Source organism: Microvirga makkahensis (assembly GCF_009830105.1).
Classification (GTDB): Bacteria; Pseudomonadota; Alphaproteobacteria; order Rhizobiales; family Beijerinckiaceae; genus Microvirga; species Microvirga makkahensis.
In genome coordinates this window covers 102009-121389 of sequence record NZ_WURB01000013.1, presented here as the reverse complement: position 1 = coordinate 121389, position 19381 = coordinate 102009, and the positions used below count along the sequence as shown (strand labels likewise).

Here is a 19381-nt window from a genome sequence, read left to right as displayed (position 1 = left end):
ATCGCGCAGGAACTCCACAACCTCCTGCAGATCCTCCTTGGCCTCGTCGATCCCCGCCACGTCCTCAAACGTCACACGCCCATGCGCCTCCGTCAAAAGCTTCGCCTTCGACTTGCCAAAACCCATGAGCCCGCCGCCGCCCTGCTGCCCCATGGCCCTGCGCGACATCCAGATCACGATGCCGATCATCAGCGCGAAGGGCAGGAGCGACAGCAGCAGACCGCCGAGCAGGCTCGGCTGCGGCGGCGGTTCGGCCTTGATCACGACGCCCTTCTGCTGGAGCTGGGCGACCAGATCGGCGCCCTGCGGGACGTAGGTGGTGACACGGCCGCCCGTCGAGCGCTCGGCAACAACCTCCTGTCCCTGGATCGTGACCGAGCGGATCTCGCCCCGCTCCACTTCCGAGACAAAGGCGGAGTAAGGGAGCTGATCGGCCTGGGGGGGCGCAGCGCTCTGGAAATAGAACAGCGCCAGCATGGCCGCGACTGCGGCCGCCGCTGCGATGTTGCGAAAGTTCGATGCAGGGTTGGGGTTGCTCATTCTCGCCTTTCTAGACGGCACTTGGGACGGGAGGAGGAGGAGGAGGTCACCGGACAGGCTTCGCGTAACGAACGCCTCAGCGCCGGAAACCGTTCGGCACCGGATGCGCCTCGTCCAGGTGCTTGCGGAGCAGATCCATGTTGCGCAGGTTCGAGCGGTAGAACACGTCGCCGACCCAGCCGACCACGGGAACCGCGCTGATGACGAGATCGACGCCGACATGACCCGCCATGCGGAGCAATGTCCTGGCAGGCACCCCGAGGCGGTGTGCCTCCCAGATCAGGTAGGCCGACATGCCCTTGGAGGTCAGCGTGCCGACGCCCGGGACGAGGTTCAGCAGCGCGTCGGCGCCGAAGCGGATATTGGTTCCCGGCACGCGCACCGCGCTGTCGAGAAAGCGGGCGAGAGTGTCGAGCCTCGCCCGCGCGCCGCTGGCGCGGAAGGAGGTGTCGGCGGCGAGGGAAGATCCGTAAGAGTAAGACGTCACAGTCGTCTCCCAGAAGCGGAGGAGCCTCAAGCTCTCCTCAGGTGAGAGAGTCCGACATCGCAGCCTGGGCGACTGCCAGAGGGGCCCGGACCCCGGTGACTGAAAGGTGGGGACGGGACGGGGCGGGTTCAAGGCCGGGCCGACATGCCCGGCCGTGCCCAGAATTCATTCCTGGCGGCGGTCAACGCTCCTCCGTCGCGCGGCGATGACGCCACTCGATGACGCCACTCGATGACGCCACTCTTGGGCCGCATCCTCGGGGTCCGACGCGGCCATGAAGCCGGCATCGGGCGGCCGGTCCGGGCCTTCTCATTCGGCCCAGTAGACCCGAGGCGAGGCTCCGCTCTCGAAGAGGAGACAGACGGGATGGGCCACGGGATCCTTCGTCTCCAGAGCGGCTGTCAATGCCGAGCGCTTCTCATCCCCGGAGATCAGGAGTGCCTTCCATCGGGCGGCCGCCAGAGGGGAGGGGGCGAGGGACAGTCGCGGCTCCAGCCCCGCCGGATAGGACGGAACGACCGGCGGCAACGCCCCCCTTTCATTCCGCCCGAGTCTGGGGTCGCCTGGGAAGAGCGATGCGATGTGCGTGTCCGCTCCCATCCCGACCACCACGGCGTCGAGCGGGAGCAGGGGGGCCAGCCGGTTCCCAAGCTCCATGGCGGCATCCTCGAGCGGCCGTCCGTCCGCGCGCAGGGGAGCGTAGCCGTCGGAAGCCAGGGGGAGGCATTCACGGATCATGCGTTCGTTCGAGCGCATGTCGTCCGGAGCGACATCGCGCTCATCGGTCGGCATGACCGTAATCTGCGGCCAGGGAAGATCGCACCGGCCGAGGGCGGTGAGGAATTCCCTCGGCGTCGTCCCGCCCGGAACGGCGAGAGAGGCATGCCCGCGCTCGCCCACCGCCTGTCGGAGGATTGCGGCGAGGTCGGCCGCCAGCCTCTCCGACACGCGCGTCAGGGTGGTCGCACCGGCGAGAGTGACCGGAATGGCGTTCACGACAGCACCTCCGGCTCGGCGAGGCGGCGCCCTGTCTCGAGCATCTCGTGAGCCGCGGTCACGACCTTCTCGGTCGTGATGCCGAAATGGGCATAGAGCTGGGCTGCGGGTCCGGACGCGCCGAAGGAGGTCATGCCGATGAAGCGGCCCTCCGCGCCCAGAAGACGATCCCACGACATGCCGCCACCGGCCTCGATGGCGATCCGCGGTCCCTTCCCGAGAACGTCCGCGCGGTAGGCGGCGTCCTGCTCCAGGAAGAGTTCGTGGCTGGGAACCGAAACGACGGCGGCGGCCACTCCCTGCTCCTGCAGGATGCCGGCCGCCTGCACGGCGATCTCGACCTCGGAGCCCGCCGCCAGAAGCGTCACGTCCCGGCGGCCGGGAGCGTCGCGCAGGATGTAGCCGCCTCTGCGCGACCGGTTCTCCTCCGCATCCCCGGAGCGAAGCGTGGGCAGGTTCTGGCGCGAGAGGGAAAGGACCGACGGCCGGTTCGCCGTCAGGGCGATCTCCCATGCTTCGGCCGTCTCGACGGCATCGGCCGGGCGGAAGACCAGAAGATTGGGAGTGGCCCGCAGCATGGTCAGATGCTCGATGGGCTGATGGGTCGGCCCATCCTCGCCGAGCCCGATCGAGTCGTGGGTCAGGACGTAGACGGCCCGCACGCCCATGAGAGCCGAAAGGCGGATGCTGCTGCGCATGTAGTCCGAGAAGACCAGGAACGTGCCGCCATAGGGAATGAAGCCGCCGTGCAGGGACAGGCCGTTCATGACCGCGCCCATGGCGTGCTCGCGGATGCCGTAACGGATGTAGCGGCCGTCATAGGCGCCGGCCTGCACATCGCCCATGCCCTTGGTGAGGGTGAAGACGGAGTGCGTGAGATCGGCCGAACCGCCGACGGTCAGATCGGTGAAATCGTTGATCACGCCGAGCGCCACCTCGGACGACTTCCGGGTCGCGAGCTTGGGACCGTCCGAGGCCAGCTGCCGCCGGAAGTCCGCCATAAGGGCCGAGAAGCCTTCGCCGAGCGCCCCGGCGAGCCTGGAATCGAACTCCTCGCGCTTCGGGGACTGGGCGTGCCTCGCCTCCCACTGGCGGCGCGCCTCGGCCCCGCGCTCTGCGACCACCTTCCACTCGTCCAGGACGGCCTGCGGCACGGAGAACGGCTCGGAATTCCATCCGAGCTGCGCGCGCGTGGCGGCGATCTCCTCCGATCCGAGCGGTGCGCCGTGGCTCTTCTCCGAGCCTGCGAGCTTGGGAGAGCCGTAGCCGATGGTCGTCCTGCACGCGATCATCGTCGGCCTGTCCGAGAATCTCGCGCGCATGATCGCCGCATGGATGGCGGCCTGGTCGTGACCGTCGACACGGTCGGTATTCCAGCCGGAAGCCTCGAAGCGCCTCGCCTGATCGGTCGACGTGGAGAGATCCGTCGAACCGTCGATCGAAATCCCGTTGTCGTCGAAGAGCACGATCAGTTTCGACAGTCTCAGATGACCGGCAAGATCGATCGCCTCCTGGCTGATGCCTTCCATGAGGCAGCCGTCGCCGCAGAACACGTAGGTGTGATGATTGACGAGGTCGTCGCCGAAGCGAGCGTTCAGCATGCGCTCCGCGAGGGCCATTCCCACAGCGGTCGCAAGACCCTGCCCGAGGGGGCCTGTCGTCGTCTCGATGCCGAGAGCATGTCCGTATTCCGGGTGACCCGCGGTCCTGGACCCGAGCTGCCTGAACGAGCGCAGCTGCTCCACGGTCATGTCGGGGTAGCCGACGAGGTGGTGCAGGGCATAGAGCAGCATGGAACCATGCCCGTTCGAGAGCACGAACCGGTCCCGGTCGGGCCATTCAGGCGCGGCCGGATCGATGGTGATGAAGTCGCGGAACAGGACGGTCGCGACGTCGGCCATGCCCATCGGCATGCCGGGATGGCCCGAATTCGCCTGCTGCACGGCGTCGATCGCCAGAAACCGGATGGCGTTCGCCATTGCGCATGTGTTGTGGCTCGGCGGCACTCTCAGGACCTGGTCCAGCATGTCTTTCTCCGAATGAATTTCTATGAACTGACGCGATCAGATGGTCTGCTTGCCGATGTAGCCGGCGAAGGTCTCGACCTCGCCTTTCGAGCCGAAGACGAGGGGCGTCCTGGCATGCAGGGTCTCCGGAACGAGATCGAGGATGCGGGTCGTGCCGTTCGTGGCGGCCCCGCCGGCCTGCTCGATACAGAAGGCGATGGGATTGGCTTCATAAACCTGCCGCAGGCGTCCGCTCCCGTAGCCGTCGCGGCGGTCCGACGGATAGAGGAACACGCCTCCACGCTGGAGAATGCGGTAGGTTTCGGCGACCAGGGACCCGACATAGCGCATCCCGAAATTGCGCCGTCGGGGGCCGTCCCTGCCGGCCTCGGCATCCTCGATGTAGCGCCGCACATGGGCGGGCCAATGGCGCCTGTTGGAGGCGTTGATCGAGTATTCCGCGGCATCCTCGGGAACGCTCGCACTCGTCCGCAGCAGAGCGAAACCGGCCCGTTCGGGCAGATAGATGAAGGTCTTCGTTCCGAGACCGAGGGTCACCACCAAGAGCAATTGCGGCCCGTAGATGAAGATGCCGGCGGCGAGCTGTCGCGTGCCCGGCTGGCAGTACATCCGGACCGGGTCCTCCCGGTGCTCATCCAGGGCTGGCAGAAGGGAGAAGATCGTTCCGACGGAGACATTGGTGTCTATGTTCGACGAGCCGTCGAGCGGATCGATGGCCAGCGCGAGCGACCCTTTCCCGAGCACGACCGGGGCGTCCTGCTCCTCCGAGCCGTAGCAGAAGACGGGCGATGCCTTCGCCGCGGCGAGAAAGCTCTCGTCGGCGAACACGTCGAGCGCCTTTTGCGCGTCTCCGGTGGCGTTCACCCGATCCGGGTTGGCTTCGGCGTGCTGCGGAATGCGTGCGCTGGCGATGGCGGCCTGCACCACGGCCGCGGCCTTGGCCATTTCCGCGATGGTTTGCGCGACCGGCCGCAGTCGTCCATCTCGGGTCGCCGACATCGCGAGATAATCCTCAAGAAACAATGGCATCATAGAACGGGTGTCCATGTGGGTTTCGCTCCTGGCGCGGTGATGACCTTGCTCACGAAGCTACTCAGGCTCGTGCCACGTGCGGCCGTCGCGCTCGATCAGGGCGATGGCTCTCGAAGGCCCCCATGTCCCCGACGCGTAGCCCTGGGGCTTCTGCTCGATGTCCTTCCAGGCCCTGAGGATGGGATCGACCCATTCCCAGGCCGCCTCGACCTCGTCGCGGCGCATGAACAGGGCCTGGTCCCCGCGGATGACGTCCATCAGCAGGCGCTCGTATGCATCGGGCTGGCGGATGTTGAACGCCTCCGCGAAGGTCATGTCCAGGGCGACCTGGCGCAGGCGCATGCCGCCCGAGCCCGGGTTCTTGATCATGAGCCATTGCTTGACGCCTTCGCCCGGCTGCAGGCGCAGGACGAGCCTGTTCTGCGAAACCGGTCCTGCGGAATCGCCGAAGATGAGGAACGGCACGGGCCTGAAGGTGACGACGATCTCCGATGCGCGGCGCGGGAGGCGCTTGCCCGTGCGCAGATAGAACGGCACGCCCGCCCAGCGCCAGTTGTTGATCTCCGCCTTGATCGCCACGAAGGTTTCGGTGTCGCTGGAGCGCTCGCCGAGATCGTCGAGGTAGCCTTTGACGGCGCCGCTTTCGCTCGCTCCCGCCTGATACTGGCCGCGGACGGTCACCTGGAAGGCGTTGCGCGCATCGATCGGCTTGAGCGCGCGCAGCACCTTCAGCTTCTCGTCCCGGATGGCGTCGGCCTTGAGCGTGGAGGGCGGCTCCAGCGCGACGAGGGCCAGCAACTGCAGTAGATGGTTTTGCACCATGTCGCGCAGGGCGCCGGCCTTGTCGTAGTAGCCGGCACGGCCTTCCAGTCCGACGCTCTCTGCGACCGTGATCTGCACGTGGTCGATGAAGGAGTGGTTCCAGACAGGCTCGTAGAGCACGTTGGCGAAACGCAGAGCCATGAGGTTCTGAACCGTCTCCTTGCCGAGATAGTGATCGATGCGGAACACCTGATCTTCGCGAAAATGTCGGGCGATATCCGCATTGAGCTGCTGAGCCGATTGCAGGTCGCGGCCGACCGGCTTCTCGATGACCAGCCGGGTCTTGTCGTGGACGAGGCCTTCGGCCTTCAGCTTGGCGGCAAGCGGGCCGAAGATCGTGGGCCCGACAGCGAGATAAAAGGCCCGCACGCGATCCTTCCCGCCATCGTCCAGCAGGACCTTCAGCTCCTCCCAGCCGCTGTCGCCGAGGGCGTCGACGCTACGGTAATGCAGGCGCGAGAGAAAGCGCGCGAGCGCCTCCGGCTCGACATCCGCAGCGTCGACATGAAGCTCGATGGCCTTCTGTGCGAAGATCCGGTAGTCCTCGTCAGAACGCTCGGTGCGGGAGACGCCCACGATGCGCGAGCCCGCGGGAATCTGCCCGTCGCGATCGCGGTAATAGAGGGCCGGCAGGAGCTTGCGTTCGGCCAGGTCACCTCCACCACCGAAGATGACGCAGTCGAAAAGCTCCACCCTTGAGATCTGGCCGATCATTTTCACCGCCCCCGTTCTCAGACCGCAGGCCATTGATGATGATGGATGCCGTCCTCGTCGAGGCGGCGGAACGTATGCGCACCGAACAGGTCGCGCTGCCCCTGGATGAGGTTCGCCGTGCCGCGGGAGCGACGATAATCGTCGAAATAGGCGAGGGCCGCCGACAGCGCGGGGACCGGAATGCCCGCCAGGGCAGCCTTCGCCACGACGTTCCGCAGGGCCTGCTGACCGCCGCTGACGCGCTTGGCGAACGAGCTTTCCTGCAGCAGGTTCACGACCTCGTTGCTGGTCTCGTATGCCCTCGTGATGTCCTGCAGGAACACGGAGCGGATGATGCAGCCGGCGCGCCAGATGCGGGCGATCTCGCCCAGGGGCAGATTCCACCCGTATTCCTTCGATGCGGCCGCCATGACGGCGTAGCCCTGGGCATAGGCGATGATCTTGGCCGTTTCGAGCGCAGCCTCGAGCTCCGCCAGTCCCGCGCCGCCCCTGTCGAAGCCCGCGGCGGCAGGCCTGACATCCTCGTAAATCCTCGCGCTCGCCACGCGTTCGCCGCGAAGGGACGAAACGCTGCGGGCGGACACGGCGGCCTCGATCGTGGTCGCGCCGACGCCGAGCCTCTGGGCCTCGATGACCGACCAGCGCCCGGTGCCCTTCTGCCCCGCCTCGTCGACGATGACATCGACCATCGGCGCTCCCGTCTTGGGATCGGTCTCGGCCAGCACGACCGACGTGATCTCGATGAGATAGGAGGACAGGCCCCGGGTGTTCCAGGCCGCGAACGCGGTCGCCATCTCCGATGGCCTGAGGCCCATGCCGTCGCGCATGATGCCGTAGATCTCGGCGATCATCTGCATGTCGGCATATTCGATCCCGTTGTGGATCGTCTTGACGAAATGTCCGGCCCCGTCGGGCCCCAGCCACGCCACACAGGGCTCACCCTCGTATTTCGCGGAGATGGGCTCGAGGAGAGGCCGCAGCCGTTGCCAGACCTCCCGGTCGCCTCCCACCATGATGGACGGGCCGTGCCGGGCACCGAGCTCTCCTCCGGAAACGCCCATGCCGACGAAATGGATTCCGGATGTCTCCCATCGCCGGTTCCGCGCGACGGTGTCGTTGAAGTCGGTGTTACCGGCATCGATCACGATGTCGCCCTTGTCGAGCAGGGGCATCAGCACGTCGAGCTGGTCGTCCACGGCACGGCCGGCATTGACCATCAGAACGATGACGCGGGGCGATTGCAGCGCGGCAACGAATGCCTCCACCGAGCGCGCAGGGTGAAGTCGGCCGCCAAGCTCCGGATTGTCGTCGCGGAGTCTCGTTGCTTTTTCCGCTGTGCGGTTGAACAATCCGACGTGAAACCCTTTTTCGGCGAAGTTCAGGGCGAGCATTGCGCCCATGGTGCCCAACCCGAGTACGCCGACATCGGCCTTCTCTGAGCTCATCGTTTCCTCCTGATCCAGTGCAGCGACTGTGTCCAACGCTAGAACAGCGAATGCGAAAAGTCGCTGACGCAAAAGGCTTTTCGACGATGTGAAAACGGAATTCGAGGATACGGCGAGATGGTGCCCGAAGCATGGCACGACGCGCGAATACGACGCACGTATACCGCACGTATACTTGGCGCATCCGGTACTTGGCGCATCGTGGCGCTCTGCTGCCCCGGGCTCCGGAAATCCTGTCAGGGCACCGTCTTTAGAGCATCGGACCCAAGACTGGATCCGCTTTTGGGTCCGATGCTCAATTCATTCGATGAGCGCATCGTTCTTGGCGGAAAGCCGGATCCGCTTTTTCCGCGCGATGCGCTAGGGAAGGGGTTCGGTCCGGCGCATGCGCCAGCGCGCGCGCCGCAGGCGCGAAGGCCGATCCGCGGAGCCGGAATGGTCTTCGGGAGGATTTACACGAAGCAGCCCGCCGGCATTCTGCCGGAAAGGTCCTTCGCGCATTTCGTCACGGCCCGCGCGATATAACCCCGGTACGTGTCGGTGGCGCGGCGATTGGGAATGGAGACGCCGATCGCGCCGATCACGGCTCCCGAGGTGTCGCGAATGGCGGCGCCAAAGCCGACGAGGTCGGGATGGAATTCCCCGTCGGAGACGGCAAATCCCGCCCGCCGCACCAGACGCAGTTCCTCGACCAGGGCAGGGAAGGACGTGATCGTCCTCTCCGTGAAGCCGGCGAGGCCGGTATCGGCCACGACGCGGGCCAGCTCGGCCTCCGGCAGCCACGCCAGAATGGCCTTGCCGGTCGCAACTGCATGGGCCGCATGAACCTTGGACATGTCGTTCGACTCGACATGAGGAGGAATCTGAGATGCGAGCCGGACCTGCGTCACCAGGGTGGAGCCGCAGAGAACGGCCATCTGCACCGCCTCCCGCAGATCCGCATTCAGCTGCAGCAGGCTCGGGCGGACGAACTCGACCAGATTGAACTCCCGGGCCGAACGCTGGGACAGAGCCTCCAGCTTGGAACTCAGTGCGTAGCCCCTGCTTCGACCCGCATAGATTACATAGCCGCGGTTGACCAGAGTTTTGACGAGATGATGGCAAGTAGAGAGATTGATGTCCGTCAGCGCCGCGATTTCGCCGAGCATCAAGGGAGCGCCGCTCAAAGAAAGAACTTCAATAATCGCAAGCGCCCGATCAACAGATTGGATACTCTTGCCGCTGCCCTCTTTTCCAGAACTCTTCGCCGCGATCTCGTATTGACGGCTGCGCGGCTCCGTAACACGGCTGTTTTGTTCTGCTGCGACCTGCATGGCGTTCCTCTTTTATTGGCAAGAGGCTAGGGGCGAAGGGAGAGGCGGTCAAGGCCGCGCGGCGCCGTATTTCACCTTGTGAAATTGGCGGGCCCTGCGACCCAGTGTCGTCCCTTTCGGTCAGGCTTTCAGGCTTGGCCGCCCATGCGCGCCGTCATCGACCGCACGATGGTTTTTCACACTGTCAAATTCCATTCTCGCGCGTTGACACCGCCCCGTCAGGCCTCGTTGTATCGAAGTCGATCCGGCCAGGGGCAGGCGCTTATCCATCTCGCCATGCAGTCGGCTGAAGTACATTTCAAGATGTTCATGAAGTTCCACGCGATCATGCGGCACTATTGGTGAGATCAAGATGCGAAACCTGACGTTGATGAGCACCCTTGCTGTCGAAGTCGCTCTGAAGCGGTCGATCCTCCCGGGATGGTCTGCCGCCGGTCACGGCGTCGATGTGCAATGGAGCCCGACCGCCGTCCTGATGGACCGCGTGCGTGGCGGGGAGCGTGCCGACGCGATCATCATGATCGACGAATCCATGCAATCGCTCGCCGAGGCGGGGATCGTCCGCGCCGGGACCGTGACGCCCATCGCCCGGGCCGGCTTCGGGCTCGCCGTGCGCGCCGGAACGCCCGCCCCCGACATCTCGACGCCCGAAACGTTCAAGGAGGCGCTCGTTTCCGCGCGGGCCGTCGCGTATTCCCTGACGGGAGCAAGCGGAATTTACTTCGGCGACCTGGTCGACCGCCTCGGTGTGGCCGAGACGGTCAAGGCTCGAGCGGTCACGATCCCTGCGGGCTTCACCGCCCAGAAGCTCGTCACCGGTGAGGCCGATCTCGCCGTGCAGCAGATCAGCGAGCTGATGTCGGTGGAGGGCGTCGAGGTGGTGGGGCCCTTTCCCGATCCGCTTCAGAAGCACACGGACTTCTCGGTCGCGGTCTTCACCGACGCCGCGAACCCGGACCTCGCGGAGGAATTCATCGCCCATCTCACCTCTCCGGAGGCGGATCGCGCCTATCGCCTCGGCGGCCTCACCTCGCGGCTGGCCGCCACCGCGCAGCAATAGTGGAGAACCATCGTGCCGAAGAGCGCTCCCCGCATCGTCCTGCTACATGCCACCCCGGTCGCCATGGAGCCGATCAAGTCCGCGATGTCGCGGCTGTGGCCGGAGGCCGAGGCCGTCAACCTGCTCGACGACGGCCTGACCATCGACCGCGCCAAGGACGGCCCCGAGCTGTCGGAAGCGCTGATCGAACGCTTCGTCGATTTCGGCCGCTACGCTTCGAGGATCGGCGCGGACGGGATTCTGATCACGTGCTCGGCCTTCGGACCGGCCATCGACCGCATGGCTGCCGAGCTCCCGATTCCTGTCCTCAAGCCCAACGAGGCCATGTTCCGGGAGGCGATTGCCGCCGGTCGCCGGATCGGCATGCTCGCCACGTTCGCGCCTGCGGTGTCGACCATGGAGGAGGAGTTCGCGCAGTTCACCGCCGAAGCCGGCGCCTTCAGTACTCTCGACACGATCGTGGTCCCCGAGGCGATCGACCTCCTGAGACGCGGGGATGCGGACACGCACAACCGGCTCGTCGCCGAGATGGCGCCGAAATTCGCGCAGCACGACGCCATCATGCTCGCCCATTTCTCGACATCCCGCGCCGCCGACGCCGTTCGCAGGACCGTCGGGGTGCCCGTGCTGGCAGCGCCGGAAGCCGCCGTCGGCAGGATGCGCACATTGGTGGCGGAGTAGACATCATGCTGCTTGGAGTCATCGCGGACGATTTCACCGGCGCCAGCGACATCGCCAACACCCTGGCCAAGGGGTTGCCGGGGCAGGGCGGCCTGACGACGTCGCAGTACATGGGAATTCCCGACGGCGACGCGGCCCCGGAAGTGGAGGCGGCGGTCATCTCCCTGAAGACCCGATCGGTTTCCGTCCAGGAGGCCGTGAGGCAGTCCCTGGCGGCCCTGGAATGGCTCAAGGCTCAGGGATGCCGGCAATTCGTGTTCAAGTACTGCTCGACCTTCGACTCGACGGCGAAGGGCAATATCGGGCCGGTCGGCGAGGCATTGGCGAGGGCCCTCGCCGTCAAGGGCGTCGTCGCCTGCCCGGCGTTTCCTTCCGCCGGCCGCACGATCTATCAGGGGCACCTGTTCGTGCACGACAGGCTGCTGAACGAATCCGGCATGCAGCATCACCCGCTGACGCCCATGACCGACGCCAACATCCGGCGCTGGCTGAGGCTGCAGACGAACACGGAGGTCGGTTTGGTTCCTTTGAACGTCGTGCGTGCCGGTGCCGACGCCATCCGAGCCGCTCTTCAGGCGAGCGCGCAGGAGAACGAAATCCTGACGATCGTGGACGCGACCTGCGACGACGATCTCGTGGCGATCGGGCGCGCCTGTGCGGATGCGGTTCTCGTCACGGGAGGATCGGGGGTTGCGCTGGGGCTGCCCGCGAACTTCATCGCGAAGGGCCTTGCCAAGGGCCGGGGCCAGGCCTTTCCGGGGGTGGCCGGCCCCGAGGCTATTCTGGCGGGCAGCTGCTCCGGAGCCACCCGCGGCCAAATCGAGATCCATGCGCGCCATCACCCGGTCGTTGCGATCTCCGTCGATGAGGTGATGGCCGGGAAGATCGGGCCGGAGAACCTACTCCCGTTCTTCAGGGACAATCGCGGCAAGGCACCGCTCGCCTATTCGTCGGGCACGCCCGCGGAGGTGGCCGCGGCCCAGGAGCGCTACGGCCGTGCGGCCGTGGCGGAACGGCTCGACGCGCTGTTTGCCGGGCTTGCTCAGCGGCTCGTCGACGACGGGGTCCGCAGGCTGATCGTCGCAGGAGGCGAGACCTCCGGAGCGGTCGCCCAGGCGCTCGATCTCGGCGACCTCGTCATCGGTCCCGAGATCGATCCGGGCGTGCCGGTGCTGGTCAGTCGCCGGAGGGAGATCGCGCTTGCCCTCAAGTCGGGCAATTTCGGGCGTCCGACCTTCTTCGCCGACGCCATGGCCGTGCTGGAGGGGAAACGGCCATGAGCCAGGAAGCGGAACTGCGCGCGAAGATCGTCCGCATGGGATCGCTGCTGTACAATCGCCAGCTCGCGCATGGCAGCGCCGGCAACCTTTCGGTGCGGCTGGACGACGGCTCGATCCTCGTGACCCCGACCAATTCCTGCCTCGGATTCCTCGAGCCGGAGCGCATTTCGAAGCTTACGCCGGCGGGCGAGCTTCTGAGCGGCGATCCTCCGTCCAAGGAATATTTCTTCCATATGGCGGTCTACGAGGAGCGGCCCGCCGCCAAGGCCATCGTGCACCTCCATTCCACCTACTCGGTCGCCGCCTCGTGCCTGTGCCACGCCCATACGGGAAACGCGCTGCCGCCCTTGACGGCCTATCACGTGATGCGGGTCGGCAAGCTGCCGCTGATCGGGTACTATCGCCCCGGCGACAAGGCCCTGGCAGATGCGGTGCGCGCGGCCTCACGGGAGCATCGCGCGATGCTGCTTGCCAATCATGGCCCCATCGTTTCGGGCAGCTCGCTGGAAGAGGCCGTCTATGCCTACGAGGAGCTCGAGGAAACGGCCAAGCTCTACTTCATCATCGGTGACCGGAAGGCGTCGCCCCTGACGGCGGAAGCCATCGCGGACATCGACCGCGCCTTTCCGAGCTAGATCGTGTCTCGGCGAGGCGGATCCGGCTCGCCGAGGAAGCCCCTGGGATCATGAGGCGTCATGGCCTTCCGTCATGGCCGGACCACACGAGCGGGATCACCGGCACGGGACCGGTGATGACGTGGATGGAGCCGGTGACTACTGGAGTCGGGCGATCGTCCGGGCCAGGCCGCGAGTCAGAACGCCGGATCGCTCCACGGGAGCCTCGCCGCGCACGACCGGCAGCAGCCCGACGGCAAGTTCCTTGCCGAGTTCGACGCCCCATTGATCGAAGGCGTTGATGCCGAACAGCTGGGCTTCGACGAACACGCGGTGCTCGTAGAGGGCGATCAGCTTGCCGAGGGTGTTGGGATCGAGCTTGCGATAGCACAGCGTGATCGACGGCCGGTCGCCGCTGAACTGCCGGTGCGGCGCGATGGCGGCCGCCTCTTCCGGAGTCTTTCCGGCGGCCAGCAGTTGTTCGCGGGCCTCCTCGCATGTGCGTCCCTTGACCAGGGCTTCGCTCTGCGCAAGGCAGTTGGCGATGAGCAGATCGTGGTGCTCCTGCAGCTCGGGCTCGTGGGACTGCGCCGCCACGAGGAACTCGACGGGGACCGGGTCCGTTCCCTGGTGCAGCAGCTGGAAGAACGCGTGCTGCCCGTTGGTTCCCGGTTCTCCCCAGACGATCGGGCCGGTGACCGTGGCGGTGGGGTTCCCATCGAGGCCGATGTTCTTCCCGTTGGATTCCATGTCCAGCTGCTGCAGATAGGCGGGCAGGCGTGACAGCCGCTGATCGTAAGGGATGACCGCCCGCGACGGATAGCCGAGCGCGACGCGGTGCCACCAGCCCACCAGGCCGAGTATCACCGGCAGGTTCTCTTCCAGGGGGGCATGCCGGAAATGCAGATCCATGGAACGCGCACCGGCCAGCAGGCTGCGGAAATGCGGTGCGCCGATCGCGATCATCACGGGCAGCCCGATCGCCGACCAGATCGAGTAGCGGCCTCCCACCCAGTCCCAGAAACCGAAGGTCCGGTTCTCGTCGATGCCGAATTCCCTGACCTTGTCGAGGGCGGTGGACACCGCGCAGAAGTGATCGCGAACCGCCTCCTCGCCGAGCGCATCGACGATGAAGCGCCGCGCCGTGGCGGCGTTGGTCATCGTTTCGACGGTGGTGAAGGTTTTCGAGGCGACGACGAAGAGGGTGGTGGACGGATTCAGGCCCTTCAGCGTATCGGCGATGTGGGCGCCGTCGACATTGGACACGAAATGAACGCGCGGGCCGTCATGGTAGGGTGCGAGCGCGAGGGTCGCCATGGCCGGGCCGAGATCCGAGCCGCCGATGCCGATATTGACGACGTCCGTGAACATGTGCCCCGCGCTCGAGGTGAGGGTTCCGTTCCGGATCCGCGTCGCGAAATCTGACATGGCGGCGAGGACGCGCTCGACGTCTTCGCCGACCGGAATGCCGTCCGCCGCATAGCGATCCGAGATCCGGCCGCGAAGGGCGACATGGAGGACCGACCGGCGCTCCGTCACGTTGATGCGCTCGCCGGCGAACATCGCATCCCGTTTTTCCTCCAGCCGGCAGGCTCGGGCGAAGGCAAGAAGAGCGGCCCGGTCGTCGACGGACAAAGCGGTCTTCGAATAATCCAGCGTCAGGTCCTCCAGCGCCGTGGTGAAGGCCCGGAACCGGTCGGGATCCGCGTCGAAGAGGGCGCGGATTCCCGTCCGTGCGGCAGCCCTGCCTCGCTCGACCAGGTTCGACTGCAAGTGTCGTCTTTGTTCTTGCGGCATCAGCGGATCCTCCCTTTGCGCATCCCCTCGCTCGTCATGGTCTTGCATCATCTTCCGGCATTGCGCAGCTTTTGCCCGACCATGCTGCGCAGAGCCTGCAGATCCCTGGCAAAGGTGCGGATGCCCTCGGCCAGTTTCTCGGTCGCCATGGCGTCCTCGTTCATGTCCCACCGAAAGCGCCGCTCGTCCATGTCGACGGGCGCGATCCTTTGAACCGATTCCGGGGACAACCGACGTTCCAGCACGCCCTCGGCGGCATCGAGTTCCCGAAGCAGGGAGGGCGCGATGGTCAGGCGGTCGCAACCGGCCAGCGCCTCGATCTCGCCCGTATTGCGGAACGAAGCGCCCATGACGATCGTGCCGATGCCGTTGGACTTGTAGTAGTCGTAGATCGTCCGGACCGAGAGGACGCCGGGATCCTCCTCCGCTCCATAGCTCTTGCCCGTGGACTTGACGTGCCAGTCGAGGATGCGTCCGACGAAGGGTGAAATCAGGTACACGCCCGCATCCGCGCAGGCGATGGCCTGTGCCCGGGAGAAGATGAGCGTCAGGTTGCAGTCGATCCCCTCCCGCTGGAGGATCTCCGCCGCCCGGATACCCTCCCACGTCGCGGCGAGCTTGATCAGGACCCGGTCGCGATCGATGCCCCGCTGCTCGTAATCGGCGATGATGCGCCGCGCGCAGGCCAGGGAGCCTTCGATGTCGAACGACAGGTCGGCGTTTACCTCCGTTGAGACGCGACCCGGAACCTCGCGGGCAAGCGCCGCTCCCACCGACACGGCGAGTCGGTCGGCCACGGCGTTGATGATGGCGTCTTCGGGGCCGATCTTGCGGGATCCCCACCGCAGATCCTGGGCGACGATCTCCTCGAAGGCCGGCGTTTCGAGCGCCTTGAGCACGATGGTCGGATTGGTGGTGCAGTCGATCGGCTTCAACTGACGCACGGCGTCGATGTCGCCGGTATCCGCTACCACGGTCGTCATCGTCCGCAGTTGAGCTAGTTTGGAGGCCATGGCTTACCTTTGATGGATGGGTCCGACGGGAGGATCTAGGCAGCGGCTTTCAGCCAGTCGAGCCCGTCCTCGGTCTGCCCAGCGGGTACGTATTCGCAGCCGAGAACGCCCTTGTACCCGGTCTCGGCCAGCGTCCTGCCGATCCGCGCGAAATCCAGCGTGCCCGAACCGGGCTCGTGCCGCCCGGGAAAATCGGCGATGTGCACATGGGCGATCAGGGGGGCGTGCCGGCGGATCTGCCCGTCAAGGTCGAGCCCGCTGTTCACCGTGTGGAACACGTCGAACAACAGGCGTATATTCGATTGCCCCGTTTCGGCGATGGCTTCTGCGGCACGATCCGGCGTTTCGATGTAATAATCGGGCACGGCGCCGGCGCTCATGGCTTCCACCAGAATGGTGATGCCGCGCTTGGAGGCTTCCCGGGCCGCGAGGGCCAGATTCTCGATGTAGCAGTCCCAGTGAACCTGGCTGCGTCGAGCCGCAGGAAGCACGCCGGCCATCGCATGGACCATGGTGACGCCGATCGCCTCCGCGTAGTCGAGTCCATCGGCGACGCTGCGGCGGAACTCGTCCTTTCGTTCTGGGAAAATCGCGAGCCCCTTTTCGCCCCGCCCCGCGTCTCCGGAGTGAAGGCCGAACTGGGTATAAGTGGTGCCGCCTTCCTTCAGCCACTCCGCCAGGGTTGCGGCGGGCGCGATGCCGTACGGCGCTGGGTGTTCCACCGCCGCGAAGCCATGCTTCCTCGCCGCGAGGATGCGGTCTCGAAACGGCTTGTCCGTGAAGAGATAGCCCAGATGGGCGCTGTATGTGAACGTTTCAGACATCGTGGCTCCCCGTGAACGGCCGCCGTCACCGGCGCCGGCAACCTGCTTCCGCCGGGCGGGGTTTCGCCCGCCCGGCAGGGCATCATCTCCGCGTTATCGACCCGCGATGTTCCAGCCGCGGCCGTGATCGCCGAAGGCTTCCCAGCCGTCCTTGGTGATCGCCACGGTGTCTTCCAGCTTGATGAAGCCTCTCTGCGTGTGATGAAGCTCCGTCTCGATCGAGATCACCATGCCCTCCTCCAGGGGACGCTCCGCATGATAGGCGGGATAGCGCGGGAAAGCCGTGCTCATCAGCCAGGGGGCCTCGTGGCTCACGATGCCCATGCCATGCGCCGAGAAGAACATCTTGTCGCGTACGGAGCATCGCGACAGGGCGCCGTTGGCCCAATCGAAGATGTCTCCGCCTCTGACGCCGGGGCGCAGGCCCTTGCGGGCCGCCTGCTGAACGAGCTCGACCTGACCGAGGAGATCGACGAGCTCCTGATCCGGTTCCCTGGTGTACGCCATGCGGCACAGATCGCCGATATAGCCCTTGTAGTTTCCGCCGGAATCGAGCGCGAGCGTCTCTCCCTCTTCCCAGACCTTGTCGTAGGGCGCCCGGTTGAAGGCTGTGCCGATATTGGTCAGCGCGTATTCGAACTTCAGCCCGCGGGCCGTCTCCTCCTGGCGCAGAGCCTCGAAGAGCTGGGTCTTGGTCGTCCCCGGGCCATGCCTGGAGATCACCGCGAGCATGGAATCCACGACCTTCTCGGATGCCTCCTTCAGGATCTGCAGCTCCGCCGGAGTCTTGAGCGCCCGCAGCATCTCGAGAGTGAACGTCCCATCGACGAGCTCCGCGTCCGGGAGCTTCGCCTGAAGGACCTTGTAGGCGTCGATCGGCATGAACCCGACCTCGATCCCGACATTTCCCTTCGCGCCGCCGACCTTCTTGAGCATCTCGGCAGCCGCGCCGGCATAGCCCGTGCTCGTGTAGTTCGTCAGATCGAGATTCGAGACCCAGAACTTGCCGAGCTGCTTCTCGTAGCGCTCCATGGGAGCGCCGACATAGCCCGAGTCGAGCGGCTTGCCCTTCACGTAGATGAAGAACGGCAGATAACGGCTGAGACCGTGGGCATCCATGTAGTCGTAGAAGAAGAAGCGATAGCCGCCGAGGAGATACTGGATGCTGTGCTTGGAGGTCACCAGCAGAGCGTCCAGCTTCGCCTCTTCCATCAGACGGTCGAGCCGGCTCGTGTCGAAGGGCGGCTTGTGCAGCCTTGAGGTGTCCTCGACAGGATTGCCTTCGGAATATGCGAAGCTCATCGAAATTCTCCCTAGATTGTCATTTCCTCGGCGCCGGGTGCCGCCTGGCCGTTTCTCGAGGCCGGTTTTCTGAATGCATCCAGCTCATTTCTCCTGCACTGTGACCCAATCTGAATGCGCTTGCTATTTCCGATTTCAGAGCACATTGTTGCCGGATCGGCAGCAACGATGAAAAGCGCTTCCATGGACGAGAACCACGCGGGCGATGCGCCGTCCGGATTCCCGCCGACGCCCATCCCGCGCGGCCGTCCGCTTTCGCCCGCGTTGCTGGAGCGCATGTTTCACCAGCCCGCCATCGTCTACTTCAAGGTCGTGGCGGAAACGCTCTCCGTGCGCGAATGCTCGCGCCGTCTGAACGTGGCATCCTCTGCTGTCTCGCGCCAGATCCTGCAGCTCGAGGATGCGCTCGACATGACGCTGTTTCAGCGCGATGGGCGAAGGCTGCGTCTGACGGCGGCCGGCGAAATCCTCTACCGGCATCTCGGCCGGATCTCCGCGCCGCTCGAGGCTGCCGTGTCGGAACTCGACATGCTGCGGGGCCTCAAGACGGGCTCCGTGCGCATCGCCACCGCCGAGACGGTCGGCCTCTCGGTCCTGCCCCAATTGCTGTCCGGCTTCGCGGAGGCCTATCCCACGATCCATCTGGACGTGGCCGTCGCCTCGTCGTCCGAGGTCATCAAGATGGTCGCCGAGGAGCATGTCGATCTCGGCTTCGCCTTCGTGACACAGCCGCCGACGCTCGTGCACATGCCCGTGCGCCACGAAGTGCTGGTAGGCGCGCTCATGCGCAGGGATCACCCCCTTGCCCAGGCACCGAGCCTGAGGCTCGCGGATTGCTTCGAGCATCCCGTCGCGATCGGAAAGGCGGGCCTCTCCATCCGCGACGCCATCAACCCGCTCCTGGAAGGCTCGAACCTGCTCAACAAGCCCGTCGTCGAGATGGGCTCCAATGCGATGCTCGTCGAGCTCGCGCGACTGGGCCACCACGTGTCCATCATGACCTCCATCGGAGCCCACAGCCCTCCGACCGGGGGCGATCTCCTGTTCCGGCCTCTGGAGGACGAGGAGCTTCCCGCTCACTATTTCGGTCTGGTGGTTCGCGCGGCGAGCAACCTGCATTTCGCGCCCGCGACATTCCTGAGCTACGCCGCCGAGAACCTGCCCAGGGCCGCCTGGACGGCCTGAGGGCGGATGGCTCGCTTCTTTTGCCGAAGGCCCTCCCGCGGTCTCCCGCCCGCTCCCGACATGGCCGGACTTGAACCGGCCATCCGCGTCATGAGAAACACGGCGCTTCAAAGACGTGGATCACCGGCGCAAAGCCGGTGATGACGAGCCGGATGGAACGAGGCGAGCTCGCCGATCGCCCTCACGACGACATGAAGCGCCCGCGCTGATGCGCGGGCGCTTCGCTGTGGTATCGGGACGTCGGACGCC

At 65.7% G+C, this 19381-nt stretch carries 18 protein-coding genes; 6 read left to right on the top strand and 12 right to left on the bottom strand.

The window, feature by feature from the left end; genetic code table 11:
- From GR328_RS17310 to GR328_RS17275, 8 genes are all read right to left on the bottom strand, one after another.
- The coding region (locus GR328_RS17310) for an ATP-dependent metallopeptidase FtsH/Yme1/Tma family protein (RefSeq protein ID WP_205790087.1) at window positions 1–540 on the bottom strand (540 nt) is incomplete at its 3' end.
- Window positions 541–616: 76 nt separating this feature from the next.
- Window positions 617–1027 (bottom strand): DUF4112 domain-containing protein, encoded by a 411-nt coding sequence (locus GR328_RS17305; RefSeq protein ID WP_160885922.1) that lies wholly within the window; start codon window positions 1025–1027, stop codon window positions 617–619.
- Window positions 1028–1336: 309 nt separating this feature from the next.
- A complete protein-coding gene (locus tag GR328_RS17300) occupies window positions 1337–2023 on the bottom strand; it encodes a 6-phosphogluconolactonase (RefSeq protein ID WP_160885920.1) in 687 nt (228 codons plus the stop codon).
- Window positions 2020–4050: a transketolase gene (tkt, locus tag GR328_RS17295; RefSeq protein ID WP_246215936.1), complete on the bottom strand. Its 2031-nt coding sequence runs from the start codon at window positions 4048–4050 to the stop codon at window positions 2020–2022. Before tkt ends, GR328_RS17300 begins: the two co-directional genes overlap by 4 nt.
- A gap of 36 nt (window positions 4051–4086) precedes the next feature.
- Window positions 4087–5097 (bottom strand): class 1 fructose-bisphosphatase, encoded by a 1011-nt coding sequence (locus GR328_RS17290; RefSeq protein ID WP_246215935.1) that lies wholly within the window; start codon window positions 5095–5097, stop codon window positions 4087–4089.
- A 42-nt stretch (window positions 5098–5139) separates the two neighbouring features.
- Window positions 5140–6618, bottom strand: a complete 1479-nt coding sequence (gene zwf, locus GR328_RS17285; protein WP_160885918.1) for a glucose-6-phosphate dehydrogenase — start codon at window positions 6616–6618, stop codon at window positions 5140–5142.
- Between the two features lie 17 nt (window positions 6619–6635).
- Window positions 6636–8063: an NADP-dependent phosphogluconate dehydrogenase gene (gene gndA, locus GR328_RS17280; RefSeq protein ID WP_160885916.1), complete on the bottom strand. Its 1428-nt coding sequence runs from the start codon at window positions 8061–8063 to the stop codon at window positions 6636–6638.
- A 452-nt stretch (window positions 8064–8515) separates the two neighbouring features.
- Window positions 8516–9376: an IclR family transcriptional regulator gene (locus GR328_RS17275; RefSeq protein ID WP_160885914.1), complete on the bottom strand. Its 861-nt coding sequence runs from the start codon at window positions 9374–9376 to the stop codon at window positions 8516–8518.
- Between the two features lie 144 nt (window positions 9377–9520).
- On the opposite strand from GR328_RS17275, the gene GR328_RS17270 reads away from it, so the two are divergent.
- The 5 genes from GR328_RS17270 (at window position 9521) to otnC (ending at window position 13032) form a co-directional block, all read left to right on the top strand.
- Window positions 9521–9721, top strand: coding sequence for a hypothetical protein (locus tag GR328_RS17270; protein ID WP_160885912.1), 201 nt, complete (start codon window positions 9521–9523; stop codon window positions 9719–9721).
- 7 nt (window positions 9722–9728) lie between these two features.
- Window positions 9729–10436: a molybdate ABC transporter substrate-binding protein gene (locus GR328_RS17265; RefSeq protein WP_205790086.1), complete on the top strand. Its 708-nt coding sequence runs from the start codon at window positions 9729–9731 to the stop codon at window positions 10434–10436.
- Window positions 10437–10499: 63 nt separating this feature from the next.
- Window positions 10500–11117: an aspartate/glutamate racemase family protein gene (locus tag GR328_RS17260; protein ID WP_160885936.1), complete on the top strand. Its 618-nt coding sequence runs from the start codon at window positions 10500–10502 to the stop codon at window positions 11115–11117.
- A gap of 5 nt (window positions 11118–11122) precedes the next feature.
- The gene (otnK, locus tag GR328_RS17255; RefSeq protein WP_160885908.1) at window positions 11123–12397 is read left to right on the top strand and encodes a 3-oxo-tetronate kinase; all 1275 of its coding nucleotides are present in this window, start codon (window positions 11123–11125) and stop codon (window positions 12395–12397) included.
- The gene (gene otnC / locus GR328_RS17250) at window positions 12394–13032 is read left to right on the top strand and encodes a 3-oxo-tetronate 4-phosphate decarboxylase (RefSeq protein ID WP_160885906.1); all 639 of its coding nucleotides are present in this window, start codon (window positions 12394–12396) and stop codon (window positions 13030–13032) included. The genes otnK and otnC overlap by 4 nt, the downstream gene beginning before the upstream one ends.
- A gap of 138 nt (window positions 13033–13170) precedes the next feature.
- Here the strand turns inward: otnC and pgi are convergent, their stop codons facing one another.
- From pgi to GR328_RS17230, 4 genes are all read right to left on the bottom strand, one after another.
- On the bottom strand, window positions 13171–14808 hold the full coding sequence (pgi, locus tag GR328_RS17245) for a glucose-6-phosphate isomerase (RefSeq protein WP_160885904.1): 1638 nt from the start codon (window positions 14806–14808) through the stop codon (window positions 13171–13173).
- Between the two features lie 47 nt (window positions 14809–14855).
- Window positions 14856–15821: a transaldolase gene (tal, locus tag GR328_RS17240; RefSeq protein WP_160885902.1), complete on the bottom strand. Its 966-nt coding sequence runs from the start codon at window positions 15819–15821 to the stop codon at window positions 14856–14858.
- Between the two features lie 35 nt (window positions 15822–15856).
- The gene (locus GR328_RS17235; RefSeq protein WP_160885900.1) at window positions 15857–16645 is read right to left on the bottom strand and encodes a hydroxypyruvate isomerase family protein; all 789 of its coding nucleotides are present in this window, start codon (window positions 16643–16645) and stop codon (window positions 15857–15859) included.
- A 93-nt stretch (window positions 16646–16738) separates the two neighbouring features.
- The gene (locus GR328_RS17230; protein ID WP_160885898.1) at window positions 16739–17947 is read right to left on the bottom strand and encodes a M24 family metallopeptidase; all 1209 of its coding nucleotides are present in this window, start codon (window positions 17945–17947) and stop codon (window positions 16739–16741) included.
- 168 nt (window positions 17948–18115) lie between these two features.
- Here GR328_RS17230 and GR328_RS17225 point away from each other — a divergent pair, with 168 nt between their 5' ends.
- Window positions 18116–19132, top strand: a complete 1017-nt coding sequence (locus tag GR328_RS17225; RefSeq protein ID WP_160885896.1) for a LysR family transcriptional regulator — start codon at window positions 18116–18118, stop codon at window positions 19130–19132.
- Window positions 19133–19381 lie beyond the last annotated feature (249 nt).